A 15,869-nucleotide genomic window follows, 5' to 3' on the forward strand; every position below is an offset into this window, starting at 1 on the left:
ACTTTGCTTTTGCAATAAAGCAGAATCACGGGCACGAAAGCCCGACGCAAGCTGACGAAATATCGTCATCCGTAGAGCGAACCTCGACCAAAGCAACCACAAACGCACCAGCGACCAACATTCATACTGCCCGCTTTTTGCATCATGGCAGTCAGGTAGAAACGCTTTATGCCGTCATGCGCACAGCATAGATCTGGGTCAACTTGAATCGGCCTGCCCGTCACTCCACGCCCCGCAAAAAAAGGAGGCCCTTTGTCAGCGGAAATAGTTGTTGAAAAAAAAAGCCGCGTTGGCTTATAGTGATAAAAAACCATGAAGGCTCTTGAGGAGATATGCAAAGCGACAGGCCCACCGACACGCCCTCGGAACAATTCGGCGAGGAAGAAAGTACAGCCCACGCACCCGGCCAATCGTCGGGATGTTTCCCCGAGGCGCCCCGTTTCGAGGACATCTTCTCCCTGGAGGATATCCAGCGCATCCAGGACGCCTTTGCCGCAGCAGCCGATGTCGCCTCCGTCATCACCACCCCTGAGGGGCATTTTCTAACAAAACCAAGCAATTTTACAGCGTTGTGCCGCGACATTATCCGAGAAACGCCGTTGGGATCGGCCAACTGCGCCCGCTCGGACAGATCGCTCGGAGAGGCCTGTCCGCAGGGTCCGGCTGTGGCCAAATGCCTGAGCGGCGGGTTGCTCGACGGCGCGACGCCCATTTTTTTCGGCAAACGCCACATCGCCACCTGGTTTATCGGCCAAGTGGCCGACGAGTCCTTCGATGCCGCGGCCGGCATGGCCTATGCCCGGGAAATAGGCGCCGACGAGGACGCCTTTCGGCGGGCCCTCGAGAAAGTGCCCCGCATGTCCCGGGAACGGTTCGGCAAAGTATGCACGGCCCTGTACTGCTTTGCCGAGCACCTTTCCGCCATGGCCTTGCGCAACCACCAGCAGTCACTTCTTATTGACGATCTGCGCCAGGCCCAGGCGGAACTCAAAACGCGCGACCGTAATCTGGCCGACCTCATCGACTTCCTTCCAGATCCGACCATGGTCGTCAACGCGCAAGGTTCCGTGGTTTTCTGGAACAAGGCCATGGAAAAGCTCACCGGGATCGCGGCTGTGGACATGCTCGGCAAGTCGCGTTTCGAATATGGGGAGCCGTTTTACGGGGCCCCCACGCCGCTTTTGATCGATTATGCCCGGGGCGCCGTGGGCCAGCCGGATGCACGGTACGTCGTGGCGGACAAGAACGTGGATTCCATCATCGCCGAAGTCTCCGTGGCCACCCTGCCCCGTGGCCCCCGCCATATCTGGGCCAAGGCCGTTGCCCTGCGCGACGATACGGGCCGGATCACCGGAGGCATAGAGGTCATCCGGGACATCACGGACAACCAGCGGGCCGACCTGGCTTTGCGGGAGAGCGAGGAAAAATTCCGCCGCATCGTGGAAACGGCCAACGAAGGCGTCTGGGTGCTGGATGCGGCCGACAAAACGGCCTTCGTCAACCGGCGCATGGCCGCCATGCTCGGCTGTTCGGCGGAAGAAATGCCCGGCAGTTTGGTGGAGCCCTTTCTGACGGAAAAATCCCTCCCCACCGTCCGCGCGCATCTGGACAAACTGCGCCAGGGACAAACCACGGTGTTCGAACACGAGCTTCGGGCCGTAACGGGCGCGGTGCTTTGGGTCATGGTATCGGCCAGTCCCCTCTACGACGGCTCGGGTCGCTATATCGGCGCGCTCGGCATGTTCACGGACATCACGGCCAGGAAAAAGATCGAAGAGGAACTGGCCGAAAGCAGCCACCGCCTTGAGGCCGAGGTGGAGGAACGAACCCGCGACCTGCGCCTCCAGGCCCTGGAACTGGCCGAGGCCAACATTCGTTTAAGCGAGCTCGATCGCCTCAAATCGGCCTTTTTGTCCACCGTATCCCACGAACTGCGCACCCCGCTGACTTCCATTCTGGGGTTTGCCAAGCTGATCGGCCGCGACTTCAACGACCAGTTCCTGCCCCTGGCCACGGGTGTCCCGGCACTGGAAGCCAAGGGACGGCGCATAGCCTCCAACCTGGCCGTGGTCTACGGCGAAGCCGAACGTCTCACGCGCCTTATTAACGACGTCCTGGACCTCAACCGCATCGAATCCGGCAACATGCATTGGCGTGACACGCGCTTCAACCCGTTGGAAGTGCTTGGGAAAGCCGCAAACAGCATCAAGGGGCTCCTGTCCCAGCGTCCGGAAATCACCTTTGTCCTCGAAATGAACGAGGACGTCCCGGAAGTCCGCATGGACCCGGACCAGCTCATTCAGGTCGTAACCAACCTGCTGCAAAACGCGGTGAAATTCACCCGGGAGGGCACGGTGCGCATGACCGTCCGGCGCGAGGGGGAGGCGGTCGAGCTCGCCATCGCCGATTCGGGCATCGGCATTCCGCCCGGGGAACTGGAAGCTATTTTCGGCAAGTTCCACCAAGTCGGCCGCAGCGACACCATGGGGGAAACGACCAAAGGGACGGGGCTTGGCCTGGCCATCTGCCGGCAAATCGTGCGCCATTACGGCGGCCGGATCTGGGCCGAGTCGCAACTCGGCCAGGGCAGCGTTTTTTACGTGCTCCTGCCCGGTTGCGACGCCGCCCAAGCCGAAACGCCGACCACGATGGCCACCGCGAAAGTCCGCTCTCCGGCCGCAGTGGATGACTGCGGCGTTAAAACTCCAGATGCCGCCAGGTGCGGGCAAAAGCCGTGACGTCGCGGATGTTGCCGATGCCGGTAACGAGCATGACCAGCCGCTCGAAACCGAGGCCGAAACCGGCGTGGGGCACGGTGCCGAAACGACGCGTATCCAGATACCACCAGTAGTTCTCCATGGGCAGCGACAACTCGCGGATGCGCCCGGTCAGCACGTCCAGGCGCTCCTCGCGGGCGCTGCCGCCGATGATCTCGCCGATGCCCGGGACCAGCACGTCCATGGCCGCGACCGTCTTCCCGTCGTCGTTTTGGCGCATATAAAACGCCTTGATTTCCTTGGGATAGTCGTAGAGCACCACCGGGCGCTTGAAATGGCGCTCGGTCAGATACCGCTCGTGCTCGCTTTGCAGGTCGCAGCCGAACCCGACCGGGAACTGGAACGTCTCCCCGGCCTTGGACAAAATCTCCACAGCCTCGGCGTAGGGCAGGCGCACGAAGGGCCGTTCGAGAATCGCCCCCAATGTGTCGGGAAGGGACGGGTCCACGTATTTGGCGAAGAGTGCGAAGTCCTCGGCGCAGTCGTGAACAGCCACCCCGACCAGGTGCTTGAGCAGCGCCTCGCCCAGGTCCATGTCGTCTTCCAGGTCGGCAAAGGCCATCTCCGGCTCGAGCATCCAGAATTCGGCGGCGTGGCGCGAGGTATCGGAGTGCTCGGCCCGGAAGGTGGGGCCGAAGGTGTAGACCTTGCCCAAGGCCAGGGCCAGCGGTTCGGCCGAAAGCTGACCCGAAACGGTGAGATAGGCATCCTTGGCGAAAAAATCCCGGGAGGCCCGTTCCCCGGGCGGCAGACAGGATTCGGCGTCGGAAAGCGCCGTGACCCGAAACATTTCGCCCGCGCCCTCGCAGTCCGAGCCGGTGATGATCGGCGTCTGGACCCAGGCGAAGCCGCGCGCGGCGAAAAAGGCGTGCACGGCCTGCCCCAGGGCCGAGCGCAGGCGCAGCATGGCCCCGTACTTGTTGGTGCGGGGGCGCAGATGGGCGATGGTGCGCAGGAACTCGTCGGAATGGCGCTTTTTCTGGAGCGGATAGGTCTCGGAGTCGGCCGGGCCGAGCAGTTCCAGCTTTGTCGCCCGCAGTTCGAAGCGCTGCCCCTTGCCGGGCGAGGGCACCAGTTCGCCTGTGACGGCCACAGCCGCGCCCGTGCCGAGTTCCTTGAGAAGCGCCGCGCCTTGCGCGCCGTCGTCCACGATCGCTTGCAGGTTGGTCAGGCAGGAACCGTCGTTAATCTCCAAAAAGGAAAAGCCCTTGGCATCGCGGCGGGTGCGCACCCAGCCCATGACGCGCGCCTCGGCACCGCTGCCGACACCTTGCAGGGCCGCCTGGACGGTGGTGCGGCGCATGCTCATCGTTTTTCCCAGATAAAGGTGAAGGGACAGCGGTCCGCGCCGGAGGCAATGGTGCCGGGGCGGGTGAGCCGTAATTTGTCACAGTAGCCGGCCACGAACGCGCCGTCGCGCAGGCAGGAGATGCGCGTGACGAGTTCCTCGGGCAGCCCCATCTCGCGGTAGCGCTCGGCGTAGCGGCAACGGGTCACGTCAAAGGAAAGCCTGTCCGGCTCACGGCGCACATTTTCGATGGTCAGCGCCCCGCCGGCCCGCCACATGTCGGTGACGGCCGCGAAATGCGTAAGGCTCGGCCCGTCCGGGGCTTTGGCGGCGAAGCGTTTCCCCGCCTCCAGGGCCGCCCGTTCCACGGTCTCCTCGATGACGCCCAGGGCTGTTTCCTTGCCGCAGCGCTCCACCAGCACGGCATACACCTCGGCCAGCATGGCCGCCTCGAAGCACCGTTGCGCAAGCATCGTGACCGGTGCGCTTCCCTCTTCCGGTTTCATTGCGACAGACTCCTTTCCGGGGACGCGTCGCGCGCCCCCCGCATGCGGGTCTTTTGCCACAAGGCGACAACCGACCACAACCGCCGCGCGAGCGTTCCGTCCCGGAGCGGTTGCGCCCAGCCCTGCGCCCGGCTATACCTTGAAGCCGCGCGCGGCCTTGCGCGCTCCCGCCGCAACGATTTTTACCCGAACACAAGGATGGGTTGATGGGTTTTTTTTCGAAGATCAAAAAAATCTGGAAGACGGAAGAGGAATCGCCGACCGCCGCCGTCCCTTCCCCTGAAGAAGCCGAAGCGCCCGCCGCCGCGCCGGAGCCTGAAGGCCCCGCGCCAACAGACCGGGTCGTCACGCCGGAGCAACAGGTTCCCGAGCCCATCGCCGCCACGGCCGAAAAACCGGCGCAACCGGAACCCGAAGCCGCGCCCGTCGTTTCCATAGCGCCGACCGCACCCTTCGAAGCCGCAGCCTCCGAGGCGGACGCCGAGCCCGGGCAACCGGTGATCGAACCCGAGCCGACCCCCGCCACGCCGCCGGCGCAACCGGCCGCGCCTGAAGCAGCGGCCCCGGCGACCAAACCGGCCGCAGCCATGCCCGCGGCTTCGGCTGTTTCGGGAGAAAATGCGCCCTGGCGCGACGCGCTGGTGATCGAGCTGCGCCAGGCCGAACCCAAGCTCTCGGCCTGGCTCGACATCCTTCTTGCCGGCGTCACCGAGCCCGGACCGGGCCTTTGGGACCGGCTGCGGTTTCTGTTTGCGAGCTTGCAAGCCCCGGCCGACGAGGCCGACGCCTTTGTGGCCAAGTTCGCTGACTGGCTCGCGCTCATGGAATACGACGAGGTGGAGCTTTTCCGCTCGGAACTGCAATACCGCCTGGCCCTGGCCCTGGACCTCGAAGACGAGGAGGACGAGCGCAACCGGCTTTTCCTCAAGCTCTCCGAAGGGCTGGCCAAGACCAAGGATCAGATCGTCAAGCGCATCGACGGACTTCTCGGCAGCCATACCGTTATCGACGAGGCGTTTTGGGAGGAACTCGAGGAAATCCTCATCATGGCCGATGTCGGCTACGAGCCGGCGGCCAAGCTCATGGACAACCTGCGCGAGAAGGTCAGAAAACGCGGCACCACCGATCCGGCCGTATTCAAGGACATCCTGCGCGAGGAGCTGGCCGAGATCTTCCGGCCCCAAAAGACCATCAAGGCCATCAATCCGCCGGAAGTGGTCATGATGATCGGCGTCAACGGCGTGGGCAAGACCACCACCATCGCCAAGCTGGCCCACCGCGACATCATGCGGGGCAAGAAGGTGCTCATCGCCGCCGGCGACACCTTCCGGGCCGCGGCCATCGAACAGCTCAAAATCTGGGCCGACCGGGTCGGGGCGAGCTTTTACACCAAGGGCGAGAATGCCGACCCGGCGGCGGTGGCCTTCGAGGCCATGGACAAGGCGCTGACCGAGGGCTTCGACGTGCTCTACCTCGACACCGCCGGCCGGCTGCACACCAAGACCAACCTCATGGAAGAACTGCGCAAAATCCGCCGGGTCGTGGCCAAGAAACACACCGGCGCGCCCCACCGCTCGGTGCTCGTGCTCGACGCCACCACCGGCCAGAACGCCCTGTCCCAGACCAAGCTTTTCAACGAAGCGGCGGGCGTGGACGAAATCATCCTGACCAAACTCGACGGCACGGCCAAGGGCGGGGTGGTGGTCGGCATCGCGCTGTCCTTCGGCGTGCCCATCACCTACGTGGGACTTGGGGAAAAGATGGAGGACCTGCGGCCCTTCGTGGGACAGGACTTCGCCCAGGCGCTTTTGGGCGTGGAATAAAAGTGCCAGGGGAGGCCTAGCCTCCCCTGACTCCGCACCGAATAATCAGGAAATCCAGGCCGCGATATCCGCTTTCGGCGGAATCGACCCCACGGACTTGATCACCCCGTCGACAACCACCGCCGGAGTGGTGAAAACGCCCATCATGGCGATCTGCTTGATGTCCGTGACCTTTTCGACCTGCGCGTCGCTCCCCTTCTCCGCGACCGTCTCCCGCACCAGCTTTTCCAGCTCCTTGCACTTGGCGCAGCCCGTGCCGAGCACTTGAATCAACATCGTTTATTCCTCCGCGCGCCCTATTTCTTGCAGGCGCAGTCAATGTTGCCGGCCACGATGTCGGCCACGTCGCCGAGCACGTCGTGGGTCCAGCAGTCGTCGGCCCCGGCCGCCTCGCGCATGACCAAGGCCAGGATGTAGGCCAGCTCCTGCAAGCTCGCCCCGGCCTCGAGGGCCCCCTTGAAGTGCTTGAGCACGCAGGGTTTGGACCGGGCCTTGATGGAAAGGGCGAAGCAGATGAACTGATACGTCTTTTCGTCGATGAGCCGCTTCTCGGCATAAAGCGCGTCCTGGGCATCCAGGGACGCGGCGAACTCCGGGAACAACTGGGCCAGAAACCGCATGACGACCTCCTTGGTTACAACCGTGCGTTGCACACATATCCCACAAGAAACACGCCGCTGCCGCGGCTTTCGCTCTTCCTGGACACATCCGTAATTCTTTTCTGTCCGTGGCAACGCTGTTATTGGTAATTTTGCCAAGAAGAAAAATAAAGGCCCGCCAAGGAATTGGCAAGAAGAAACTTGGCCATTACGCCAAACAGCATAATCACCTCAATTGACGCGGCAATACACGATGAAAGCGGGAGAAAAGGGAAACGGGAGGCGAAAAAAAAACGCCCGTGCCGGTCACTGCGGCGCGCCCGGAAACAGTGCCCCGGCGTCGGCCATAGCGTCCAACGCCCCCAAGGAGGAAAGGCCTCGGCCGGCTCAGACGCCCTCGAGCAACTCGCGCATGCGCTCCCCGATGGGGAGGGGACCGAATCGCTCCATGTCCTGTCGGGCCCGGACCGGGAGGCCTGGGGCATACTTGCGCCGCAGCACCTTGCGCAGCAGATAGGCGAGATGGCGCCGGTCGATCTCCGCCCACAGCATGTCCCGGGTATACAGCGGGATGCACCCGCACATCCGCTCGGAAACCGGCACCAGATTGTAATCCGCCGGAAAGCTGTTTTCCCGGTTCATGTAGAACATGTTGCCGGAAAAGCCGGTGGCAATGACCGGCTTACCGCAATACATGGCGTCGGAAAGCGACAGCCCCCAGGCCTCGGCGCGGTGCGCGCTGACATAGCAATCGAGCAAGGTATGGAGCGCCGCCATCCCTCCACGAGGAAGAAAGGCATCCAGGCTGACGATATGGGGCAGTCCGGCGAGATCCCAGGCATTCCTGTACTGTTTGACGATCAGCTTCACCTTTTCCATTTTGGCGAACGTGGCGACGAACGTTTGCAGCAAGGCTTCCAGGTTTTTGCGGGGATTGACCGAATCGACGATGGTATAAAAGTAGAACGTGTCCGGGTCGTAGGCGATCCTCGCCTTGATGTCGTCGAGGTCGTCCGCCGTCGGCGGCTCGACGCGCACCACATGCGGCACGACATCCACGGCGAAACCGGCCTTGGCAAAGGCGGCCGCCGAAAAAGGCGAACAGGTCCAGACCCGGTCCACGCCGCGAAGCGCTTGCACGTAAGCATCGCAGAGCCTGTCCGTTTCCCAAACCGAATAGGCGATGCGGTATTTGTCGCCGTAACGCGGGATGATCTCGGCCAGGGCCATGGGTTCGTCGTGCAGGATCAGCACGTCGGCCGTCTCGGGATCGGCGACGCAGCCTATCCCCACGCTCGCCAGCGCGGCGATATAATCCTCACCGGCCCGTTTGTGGCTGACGTAGCGGCCGACATGGTAAGAGATGCGTTTCATGGCCTGTCCAAAAGCGTTATATTCGCCCGGTCGGCATCCTATCCTGTTACGGAGTCGGACGAAACAGGTCCGATGCCGGCGATCCCCGGACACTGTGCAACGACGCGCCTCCGGTCGGAAGCATCCTACGAAATTGTCGCGCCTGTTCGTAACGGTATGAATCGCCCTGCGGGTATTTCACCGGGGACGCCGCGCGATAATAATTTGACTATTGTGAACAGGCCCTAGGTCTACGACGGAAAGGCGCTTTTCTTCCATTCGGCCCGGGTGGGCACGAAAATCCGCATTCTCGAATACAATCCCCTGGTTTCGTTTGCAGTATCCCTGGACCAGGGCCTTGTTCCGAGCGAAACGGCCTGCGATTTCGAGGCCCGCACCGCACGGTCATCGTCTCGTTCAAAGGAAAATGCCACGGCATCGGCCAGGAACCATCCGGAAGCAGCGGGAACCCCTTCTTAATATGCATTCCCGGGTCGTTCGCCACGGCTTTCCGTTTTCCCGCGGCCACGCGGACTCTCCCCACTGGTTCGCGCGTGGGAAAGGAACTTCAAGGCCTCGAGGGCGGTCCGGGCAACCCAAATGAAACATTTCTTGTCTTCGGACTCTTTTTTGCTTATTAATATAATTACTTGTTTTTACTAATAAAACGCATATTTCGCCATCAAGGACGTATTTTGCTATTGCAAATCGCCACAATAAACTGGTGACTTTTGACTCAAATCTTCCTAGTGTAGGGTAGTTTTTACGCGTTACCGTAACCTTCTGTTATGTTTAATTTGACATAACAAAAAAGTCGAAAATTCGCTCGAGTCCCAGGCCGCCGCCGGCTCCTTCCGCACCGCATCCAGGCCATGCTCGGAACGAGCCTAAACACAACATAAAGCAATTCCTGAAGAATAATTTTGGACCGGTAGTTGCTATTTTTAGCATAACGGTCCAGACACCCCGCTTCTTGCCCGCCCAAGGCCAAGCCTCCGCAGGGATGTCCACGACCGGACGTTCGCGAAAAGGAGGAACGCATGGCCTTGCCGCACGCGTCGGTCAGGCGGCCCAAGAGTCGCCGCACCGGCCTCGACCCCCCGTTTCCCGCCCCCGACGTCGCCTGACGTCCCAGTTCTACGGTTCGCCCAGGCGGCGGGCTTCAAGCACCCGCCACCGCCCTCTCGCACCGCATCCGCCGGCGTGCGTGGTCTTTGTTGTCGCCCGCGCCGGTAAACATCGCAAAGGAGTCCGGTCCATGAAGCCCAAGCTCGACGATACTTACAAGCTCTTCATCAACGGGAAATGGGTCGAAAGCAGCTGCGGCAAGACGTTCGAGGCCACCAACCCGGCCAACGGCGAAACCCTGGCCACCTGCGCCAATGCCTGTCCCGACGACGTGGACATGGCCGTGGCCGCCGCCTGGGACGCCTTCCCGGCCTGGAAAAAGACCAGCCCCCAGGAACGCGCCGCCATGCTCAACAAGATCGCCGACCTCATCGACGCAAATGCCGACCACCTGGCCATGGTGGAAACCTGCGACAACGGCAAGCCCATCCGCGAGACCAAGAACATCGACGTGCCGCTGTCCTCGGACCACTTCCGCTACTTCGCCTCGGTGGTGCGTACCGAAGAAGGCCGGGCCGCCATGATCGACGACCAGACCATGAGCATCATCCTGCGCGAGCCCATCGGCGTGGTCGGCCAGATCATCCCCTGGAACTTCCCCCTGCTCATGGCCGCCTGGAAGATCTCCCCGGCCTTGGCCGCCGGCGACTGCGTGGTCATCAAGCCCTCCATCGAGACCTCGCTGTCCCTGCTCGAACTGGCCAAGATCATGGAGCAGGCGCTGCCCGCCGGCGTGGTCAACGTCATCACCGGCAAGGGCTCGCTCGCCGGCAACGCCATGCTGGAGCATGACGGCTTCACCAAGCTGGCGTTTACCGGCTCCACCGAGGTCGGCTACACCGTGGCCGAGTCAGCTTCCAAACGCCTGATCCCGAGCACCCTGGAACTCGGCGGCAAGTCGGCCAACATCTTCTTTCCCGACGCGCCCATGGAAAAGGCCATCGAGGGCATCCAGCTCGGCATCCTGCTGAACCAGGGCCAGGTCTGCTGCGCCGGTTCACGGGCGTTCATCCATGAGGATATCTATGACGCCTTCGTCGAAAAAGCGGCCGAGGCCTTTTCCAAGGTCACGGTCGGGCTGCCCTGGGAGCCGGACACCCAGATGGGTTCGCAAATCAACGAACGCCAACTGGAAAAGATCCTGGCCTATGTCCAGGTGGGCAAGGACGAGGGAGCCAAGGTGGCCGTCGGCGGCGAGCGCATCAACGGCAAGCTCGGCAAGGGCGCGTTCATGCGGCCCACGCTTCTGGCCGGCGTGACCAACGACATGCGGGTGGCCCGGGAGGAGATCTTCGGTCCCGTGGTCTGCGCCATCAAGTTCAAGGACGAGGACGAGGTCGTGGCCATGGCCAACGACAACGAATACGGCCTTGGCGGCGCGGTCTGGACCAAGGACATCAACCGGGCTCTGCGCGTGGCCCGGGGCGTCGAAACGGGGCGCATGTGGGTCAACACCTACAATATCCTGCCCGCCCACGCCCCCTTTGGCGGCTACAAGAAATCGGGCATCGGCCGGGAAAACCACAGCATGATGCTCGACCACTACACCCAGAACAAGAACATCTTCATCAGTCTCTCCGAGGATAAGATCGGTCTGTACTAAAAAAAGCCCGGACAGGCGGCGGCCAGGGACCGTCACGGCCGCCGCCGGCCGCGCGAGAAAACCCGAAGGAGGCAGTCATGATCACCAGGAACACCCCGGCCGAAGCCATCTTGGATATCCCTGGCGTCATCGCCTACTGCATCGCCAAGGGGGTTTCGCCCTACACCTGCTCCGGAGACTACACCCAGAGCCTCGGCAGGCTGCTCGAACTGCGCGATGTGGCCGACCCTGAAGGGTTCATCGCCGGACTCAACAAGCTTGCGGCCAAACGCCGGCCGCGCTGACGACGTCAAAGCGGGATGCTTCCCGCAATCGCCAAGGAGCACGCTTTCCATGACCAATACCATCATCCGCAAACGCCGCCTCATCCCGGGCCAGACCAGCGAACTGGTCATCGAGGCCCCGCAGATCGCGGCCAAGGCCAGGCCCGGCAATTTCGTCATCCTGCGGGTCTGCCCCCAAGGGGAGCGCATTCCGCTCACCATTGCCGACGCCGACGCTTCAGCCGGCACCATCACCCTGGTCTATCTGGTCCTCGGCAAGACCACCGCCCAGCTCGACACCCTGGAGCAGGGCGAGGCCATTCTCGACCTGTGCGGCCCCCTCGGCAAACCCACCGACATCGGTAAGCAGGACGGCACGGTGGTCTGCGTCGGCGGCGGCACGGGCATCGCCGCCATGCACCACATCGCCAAAGGGCACAGCAAGGCCGGCAACCGCGTGGTCGGCATCATCGGCGCGCGCAACAAGGACCTGCTGCTCTTCGAGGAGGAACTGGCAAAAGTTTGCGACGAGGTGCTCGTGTCCACCAACGACGGCTCGCGGGGCAGGCAAGGCCTGGTGACGGACATTCTTACGGACGTGCTGGAGGAATCCGGCAAGGGCGTGGCCGAGGTGCTGGCCGTGGGGCCGGTGCCCATGATGTCCGCTGTTTCCGACGTGGCGGCGCGGTTCACGGTTCCCTGCCTGGTCAGCCTCAATTCCATCATGCTCGACGGCATCGGCATGTGCGGGGCCTGCCGGGTCAACGTCGGCGGGGAGACGCTTTTCGCCTGCGTGGACGGCCCGGAATTCGACGGCAACCTGGTGGATTTCCGGGAGCTGTCCCAGCGTCTGGGAGCCTTCAAATCCATGGAACGCCAGTCTTACGAGGAGTATAGGAAAAATCATGTCTGCCGCTGCGCCAACTGAGGGCAAAAGGAAAAAGACGCCGCGCACGGCCATGCCCGAGCAGCCGCCGCGCGTGCGCGTGACCAACTTCGAGGAAGTGGCCCTGGGCTACACACGGGAAATGGCCATGATCGAGGCCGGGCGCTGCCTGGCGTGTAAAAAGCCGGCCTGCGTCGCGGGCTGCCCGGTCGGCATCGACATCCCGGGGTTCATCGCCGCCCTGCGCGCGGGCGATACCGGCGGGGCCTACGCCGTCATCCGCAAGACCAACTCCCTGCCGGCGGTGTGCGGCCGGGTCTGCCCCCAGGAAAGCCAGTGCGAGTCCCGCTGCATCCTGGGCAAAAAGGGCGAACCCGTGGCCATCGGCCGGCTCGAGCGCTTTGTGGCCGACACGTTCATGGCCGACGACGCCTGCGAGGAGCTGACCGGCGCGCCCGCCTGCCCTCCGGGACTCGAGGACACGCGCGTGGCCTGCATCGGGGCCGGCCCGTCAAGCCTCACCGTGGCCGGGACGCTGGCCGCCAAGGGCATCGGCGTCGACGTCTACGAGGCCCTGCACGAGCCCGGGGGCGTGCTGGTCTACGGCATTCCGGAGTTCCGCCTGCCCAAAGCCGTGGTGCGGCGCGAAGTCGAGGCCATGCAGGGGCTTGGCGTGCGCTTTTACACCAACTGGGTGGGCGGCCGGACCATCGGCATCGACGAACTGCTGGAGCGCGGCTACAAGGCCGTGTTCCTCGGCGTGGGGGCGGGGCTGCCCGTGTTTCTGGGCATCCCCGGGGAAAACGCCATCGGCGTGTGCTCGGCCAACGAATACCTGACACGCGTCAACCTGGGCCGGGCCTACGCTTTCCCGGAATGGGACACGCCGGTCCATCCGGGCAAGCAGGTGGTGGTCTTCGGCGCGGGCAACGTGGCCCTGGACTCGGCCCGCACCGCCCGGCGCATGGGGGCAGAGCGCGTGGCCATCGTCTACCGGCGCACGGAAAACGAGATGCCGGCCCGGCGCGAGGAACTGCACCACGCCAAGGAGGAAGGCGTGGAGCTTTTCTGCCTGCACAGCCCCCTTTCCTTCAACAGCGACGGCAACGGCCGGTTGGTCTCGGTGGTCCTGCAGAAGATGCGCCTGGGCGAACCCGACGATTCCGGGCGCTGCCGGCCGCTGGCCTGCGAGGGCGAGTACTGCGAACTCCCGGCGGATATGGCCATCGTGGCCGTGGGCACCCGGGCCAACCCGCTGCTGCCGCGCGTCACGCCGGGACTGGCGGCCAATACCCGGGGCTATATCGTCATCGACGAGGAAACGGGCGAAACGAGCATCCCCAACGTCTTTGCCGGAGGCGACATCGTGACCGGCGCGGCCACGGTCATCTCGGCCATGGGGGCCGGCCGCCGCGCCGCCGCCGCCATCGCCGACAGGCTCATGTAAGGGCCCCGCTCCGGAGACTGATCCCCCCCAGCGCGCCAGAGCGGGTTTCGCGCCCTCCACGGACCCGCTCCGGACGCGCCTGTCGCCCGGCAAAGCGCTTCCCTCCCCCTACCGCCTCACCGCGCGTCAAGAGAGCAAAAACAAAAGGCCCGGCAAAAAGCCGGGCCTTTTCGAAAATTTGATGGGGTGACTGGTGGGACTCGAACCCACGGCAACCAGGGCCACAACCTGGGACTCTACCAACTGAGCTACAGCCACCATCGACTGGAGAACGGTTTCATTAGCCCCTCCCCACCGTCCCGTCAACATCTTTTTGATTCCCTTGCCCATATCTTTTCCCCGGGGTATCGTCCCCGGCGCAAGCGCGCCATCGCTCTTGCCAGTACCACGCAATTCAGCCAAGGATCCCATACATGGACAAACTGCTTATCCGGGGCGGCAAGCCCCTGCACGGCACCGTGCGCATCAGCGGCTCGAAAAACGCGGCCTTGCCCATCCTCCTCGCCGCGCCCCTGCTCACCCGGCCGACGATCATCGAAAACGTGCCTAGGCTGCGCGACATCCACACCACGCTGCGACTCCTCGACATGCTCGGCTGCCCGTCCACCTTCGACGGCAACACGGTCAGCCTGGAACCGAGCCAAAAGCTCAATCCCGAAGCCCCCTACGATCTGGTGCGCACCATGCGCGCCTCGGTGCTGGTCCTTGGCCCGCTGCTGGCCAGGGTCGGACAAGCCCGGGTGGCGCTGCCCGGCGGCTGCGCCATCGGCGCGCGGCCCGTCAATTTGCACCTGACCGCCCTGGAAAAGATGGGCGCGACCTTCAACCTGGAGGCCGGCTACATCGAGGGGCGCTGCGACAAGCTCACCGGCGCGCATATCGTCTTCGACTTCCCCACCGTCGGCGGCACCGAAAACCTGCTTATGGCCGCAAGCCTGGCCGAAGGCACGACGGTGCTCGAAAACGCCGCCCGCGAACCGGAAGTGGCCGATCTGGCCGATTTCCTCATCGCCATGGGCGCGAAAATCTCCGGCCACGGCACGTCGATCATCACCATAGAGGGCGTTCCCCAACTCGGAGGCGGTTCCTACAGCGTCATGCCCGACCGCATCGAGGCGGCCACCTACATGATGGCCGCGGCCATCACCGACGGTGAACTCAGCCTCGAATGCTGCCCGTTCATGGAACTCGACGCCGTGGTGTCCAAGCTGCGGGAAATGGGGCTGCACTTCGAGGCCACCAACGCCGGGGTGCTGGTACGCCGCCGTGAGCAGCTCGTGGGCGTGGACGTGGCCACCCAGCCCTATCCCGGCTTCCCCACCGACGTGCAGGCGCAAATCATGGCCCTTATGTGCGTGGCCATGGGCGCGGGCTCGGTGCGCGAAACCATTTTCGAAAACCGCTTCATGCACGTCCAGGAGCTGGTGCGCCTGGGCGCGCAGATTCGTATTTCGGCCCAAAGCGCCTTTATTCGCGGGGTGAAAAGCCTGACTGGCGCGCCGGTCATGGCCTCGGACCTGCGGGCCAGCGCCTCGCTGGTCCTGGCCGGGCTGGCCGCCAAGGGCGAAACGCTGATCCAACGCGTCTACCACCTGGATCGCGGCTACGAGGCGGTGGAAGTCAAACTGCGCAACGTCGGGGCGGATATCGAACGCCTCGCCTGACGCACGGAGGCAGACTATGGCACGGGCTCAACTTGTTGCGGCAATGGCCTTTTTCCTGGCGGGACTGAACTTCGCCGCCGCTCCGGCCGGCGCGGTGGGACTTTTCGTCTGCGTGGACGGAGCCGGACGGCAGGTCTGCGTGGTGGATACCGGCAACATGACCGAATTCACTCCGTCGCGTCTGTGCAACACCTCCTGCCCGGCCTGCGCCGGACGTTGCGACGGCGCGCCCTACTACCCCTCGAAAACCGGCCATTGGGAAAAACGGTGGCAGGTCGCGCCCGGCATGGAAAACAACATGATGCGGCCCGGCCCCGATCTGCGCCAGGACGCCAAAACGATCCGCGACGAAGGCCTTGTGGGGAATTGAAAGGAAGAGGGGGGAAGAATGAACCTGGGGGGGGAACCTTTCTTGAAGAAAGGTTCCCCCCCCCAGGCCCCCCTTCCAAAGACTTTCAACGATAACATCCCATCACCGTTAAAAGTTTTTGGGAAGGGAGAGCGCGAGAGGGGAACCCTTTTTTCAAAAAGG

General features: G+C 63.5%; 13 protein-coding genes and 1 tRNA gene. 8 read left to right on the forward strand and 6 right to left on the reverse strand.

What is annotated here, in order from left to right; genetic code table 11:
* The first annotated feature begins 332 nt into the window (after positions 1–332).
* Entirely contained in the window at positions 333–2,738 is a 2,406-nt protein-coding gene (locus tag DESFRDRAFT_RS09275; protein WP_005993296.1) for a PocR ligand-binding domain-containing protein, read from the forward strand.
* Here DESFRDRAFT_RS09275 and asnS read toward each other — a convergent pair.
* Together asnS and DESFRDRAFT_RS09285 are read right to left on the reverse strand one after the other, a co-directional pair.
* Positions 2,698–4,086, reverse strand: a complete 1,389-nt coding sequence (gene asnS / locus DESFRDRAFT_RS09280; RefSeq protein ID WP_005993298.1) for an asparagine--tRNA ligase — start codon at positions 4,084–4,086, stop codon at positions 2,698–2,700. The genes DESFRDRAFT_RS09275 and asnS overlap by 41 nt on opposite strands.
* Positions 4,083–4,571 carry an L-2-amino-thiazoline-4-carboxylic acid hydrolase gene (locus tag DESFRDRAFT_RS09285; RefSeq protein ID WP_005993299.1) on the reverse strand — a complete coding sequence of 163 codons (489 nt, stop codon included), beginning with the start codon at positions 4,569–4,571 and terminating at the stop codon, positions 4,083–4,085. The genes asnS and DESFRDRAFT_RS09285 overlap by 4 nt, the downstream gene beginning before the upstream one ends.
* 206 nt (positions 4,572–4,777) lie before the next feature.
* On the opposite strand from DESFRDRAFT_RS09285, the gene ftsY reads away from it, so the two are divergent.
* Positions 4,778–6,394 (forward strand): signal recognition particle-docking protein FtsY, encoded by a 1,617-nt coding sequence (ftsY, locus tag DESFRDRAFT_RS09290; RefSeq protein ID WP_005993300.1) that lies wholly within the window; start codon positions 4,778–4,780, stop codon positions 6,392–6,394.
* Positions 6,395–6,439: 45 nt separating this feature from the next.
* Here the strand turns inward: ftsY and DESFRDRAFT_RS09295 are convergent, their stop codons facing one another.
* The 3 genes from DESFRDRAFT_RS09295 to DESFRDRAFT_RS09305 form a co-directional block, all read right to left on the reverse strand.
* Entirely contained in the window at positions 6,440–6,670 is a 231-nt protein-coding gene (locus DESFRDRAFT_RS09295; RefSeq protein ID WP_005993301.1) for a thioredoxin family protein, read from the reverse strand.
* A gap of 20 nt (positions 6,671–6,690) precedes the next feature.
* Complete coding sequence (locus tag DESFRDRAFT_RS09300) at positions 6,691–7,014, reverse strand: carboxymuconolactone decarboxylase family protein (protein ID WP_005993302.1); 324 nt, start codon at positions 7,012–7,014, stop codon at positions 6,691–6,693.
* 366 nt (positions 7,015–7,380) lie between these two features.
* Positions 7,381–8,367: a glycosyltransferase gene (locus tag DESFRDRAFT_RS09305; RefSeq protein WP_005993303.1), complete on the reverse strand. Its 987-nt coding sequence runs from the start codon at positions 8,365–8,367 to the stop codon at positions 7,381–7,383.
* Between the two features lie 1,237 nt (positions 8,368–9,604).
* On the opposite strand from DESFRDRAFT_RS09305, the gene DESFRDRAFT_RS09310 reads away from it, so the two are divergent.
* From DESFRDRAFT_RS09310 to gltA, 4 genes are all read left to right on the forward strand, one after another.
* Positions 9,605–11,077 (forward strand): aldehyde dehydrogenase family protein, encoded by a 1,473-nt coding sequence (locus tag DESFRDRAFT_RS09310; protein ID WP_005993304.1) that lies wholly within the window; start codon positions 9,605–9,607, stop codon positions 11,075–11,077.
* Positions 11,078–11,154: 77 nt separating this feature from the next.
* Positions 11,155–11,361: a hypothetical protein gene (locus DESFRDRAFT_RS09315; protein ID WP_005993305.1), complete on the forward strand. Its 207-nt coding sequence runs from the start codon at positions 11,155–11,157 to the stop codon at positions 11,359–11,361.
* Positions 11,362–11,410: 49 nt separating this feature from the next.
* On the forward strand, positions 11,411–12,268 hold the full coding sequence (locus DESFRDRAFT_RS09320; RefSeq protein WP_005993307.1) for a sulfide/dihydroorotate dehydrogenase-like FAD/NAD-binding protein: 858 nt from the start codon (positions 11,411–11,413) through the stop codon (positions 12,266–12,268).
* Positions 12,246–13,673: an NADPH-dependent glutamate synthase gene (gene gltA / locus DESFRDRAFT_RS09325; RefSeq protein ID WP_005993310.1), complete on the forward strand. Its 1,428-nt coding sequence runs from the start codon at positions 12,246–12,248 to the stop codon at positions 13,671–13,673. The genes DESFRDRAFT_RS09320 and gltA overlap by 23 nt, the downstream gene beginning before the upstream one ends.
* Positions 13,674–13,855: 182 nt before the next feature.
* On the opposite strand, the gene DESFRDRAFT_RS09330 is transcribed toward gltA, so the two are convergent.
* A tRNA-His gene (locus tag DESFRDRAFT_RS09330) sits at positions 13,856–13,931 on the reverse strand.
* A 155-nt stretch (positions 13,932–14,086) separates the two neighbouring features.
* Between DESFRDRAFT_RS09330 and murA the strand changes: the two genes are divergently transcribed.
* On the forward strand, positions 14,087–15,337 hold the full coding sequence (gene murA, locus DESFRDRAFT_RS09335) for a UDP-N-acetylglucosamine 1-carboxyvinyltransferase (RefSeq protein ID WP_005993312.1): 1,251 nt from the start codon (positions 14,087–14,089) through the stop codon (positions 15,335–15,337).
* Between the two features lie 16 nt (positions 15,338–15,353).
* Positions 15,354–15,707 carry a hypothetical protein gene (locus DESFRDRAFT_RS09340; protein ID WP_005993313.1) on the forward strand — a complete coding sequence of 118 codons (354 nt, stop codon included), beginning with the start codon at positions 15,354–15,356 and terminating at the stop codon, positions 15,705–15,707.
* Positions 15,708–15,869: the final 162 nt, after the last annotated feature.

It is taken from the genome of Solidesulfovibrio fructosivorans JJ] (assembly GCF_000179555.1).
In the GTDB taxonomy this organism is placed as follows: domain Bacteria; phylum Desulfobacterota; class Desulfovibrionia; order Desulfovibrionales; family Desulfovibrionaceae; genus Solidesulfovibrio; species Solidesulfovibrio fructosivorans.

What these genes read in the sequence shown, in the direction of transcription:
- DESFRDRAFT_RS09275 (WP_005993296.1), top strand. Translation starts at nt 333, where the DNA reads ATGCAAAGCGACAGGCCCACCGACACGCCCTCGGAACAATTCGGCGAG.
- asnS (WP_005993298.1), bottom strand. Translation starts at nt 4,086, where the DNA reads ATGAGCATGCGCCGCACCACCGTCCAGGCGGCCCTGCAAGGTGTCGGC.
- DESFRDRAFT_RS09285 (WP_005993299.1), bottom strand. Translation starts at nt 4,571, where the DNA reads ATGAAACCGGAAGAGGGAAGCGCACCGGTCACGATGCTTGCGCAACGG.
- ftsY (WP_005993300.1), top strand. Translation starts at nt 4,778, where the DNA reads ATGGGTTTTTTTTCGAAGATCAAAAAAATCTGGAAGACGGAAGAGGAA.
- DESFRDRAFT_RS09295 (WP_005993301.1), bottom strand. Translation starts at nt 6,670, where the DNA reads ATGTTGATTCAAGTGCTCGGCACGGGCTGCGCCAAGTGCAAGGAGCTG.
- DESFRDRAFT_RS09300 (WP_005993302.1), bottom strand. Translation starts at nt 7,014, where the DNA reads ATGCGGTTTCTGGCCCAGTTGTTCCCGGAGTTCGCCGCGTCCCTGGAT.
- DESFRDRAFT_RS09305 (WP_005993303.1), bottom strand. Translation starts at nt 8,367, where the DNA reads ATGAAACGCATCTCTTACCATGTCGGCCGCTACGTCAGCCACAAACGG.
- DESFRDRAFT_RS09310 (WP_005993304.1), top strand. Translation starts at nt 9,605, where the DNA reads ATGAAGCCCAAGCTCGACGATACTTACAAGCTCTTCATCAACGGGAAA.
- DESFRDRAFT_RS09315 (WP_005993305.1), top strand. Translation starts at nt 11,155, where the DNA reads ATGATCACCAGGAACACCCCGGCCGAAGCCATCTTGGATATCCCTGGC.
- DESFRDRAFT_RS09320 (WP_005993307.1), top strand. Translation starts at nt 11,411, where the DNA reads ATGACCAATACCATCATCCGCAAACGCCGCCTCATCCCGGGCCAGACC.
- gltA (WP_005993310.1), top strand. Translation starts at nt 12,246, where the DNA reads ATGTCTGCCGCTGCGCCAACTGAGGGCAAAAGGAAAAAGACGCCGCGC.
- murA (WP_005993312.1), top strand. Translation starts at nt 14,087, where the DNA reads ATGGACAAACTGCTTATCCGGGGCGGCAAGCCCCTGCACGGCACCGTG.
- DESFRDRAFT_RS09340 (WP_005993313.1), top strand. Translation starts at nt 15,354, where the DNA reads ATGGCACGGGCTCAACTTGTTGCGGCAATGGCCTTTTTCCTGGCGGGA.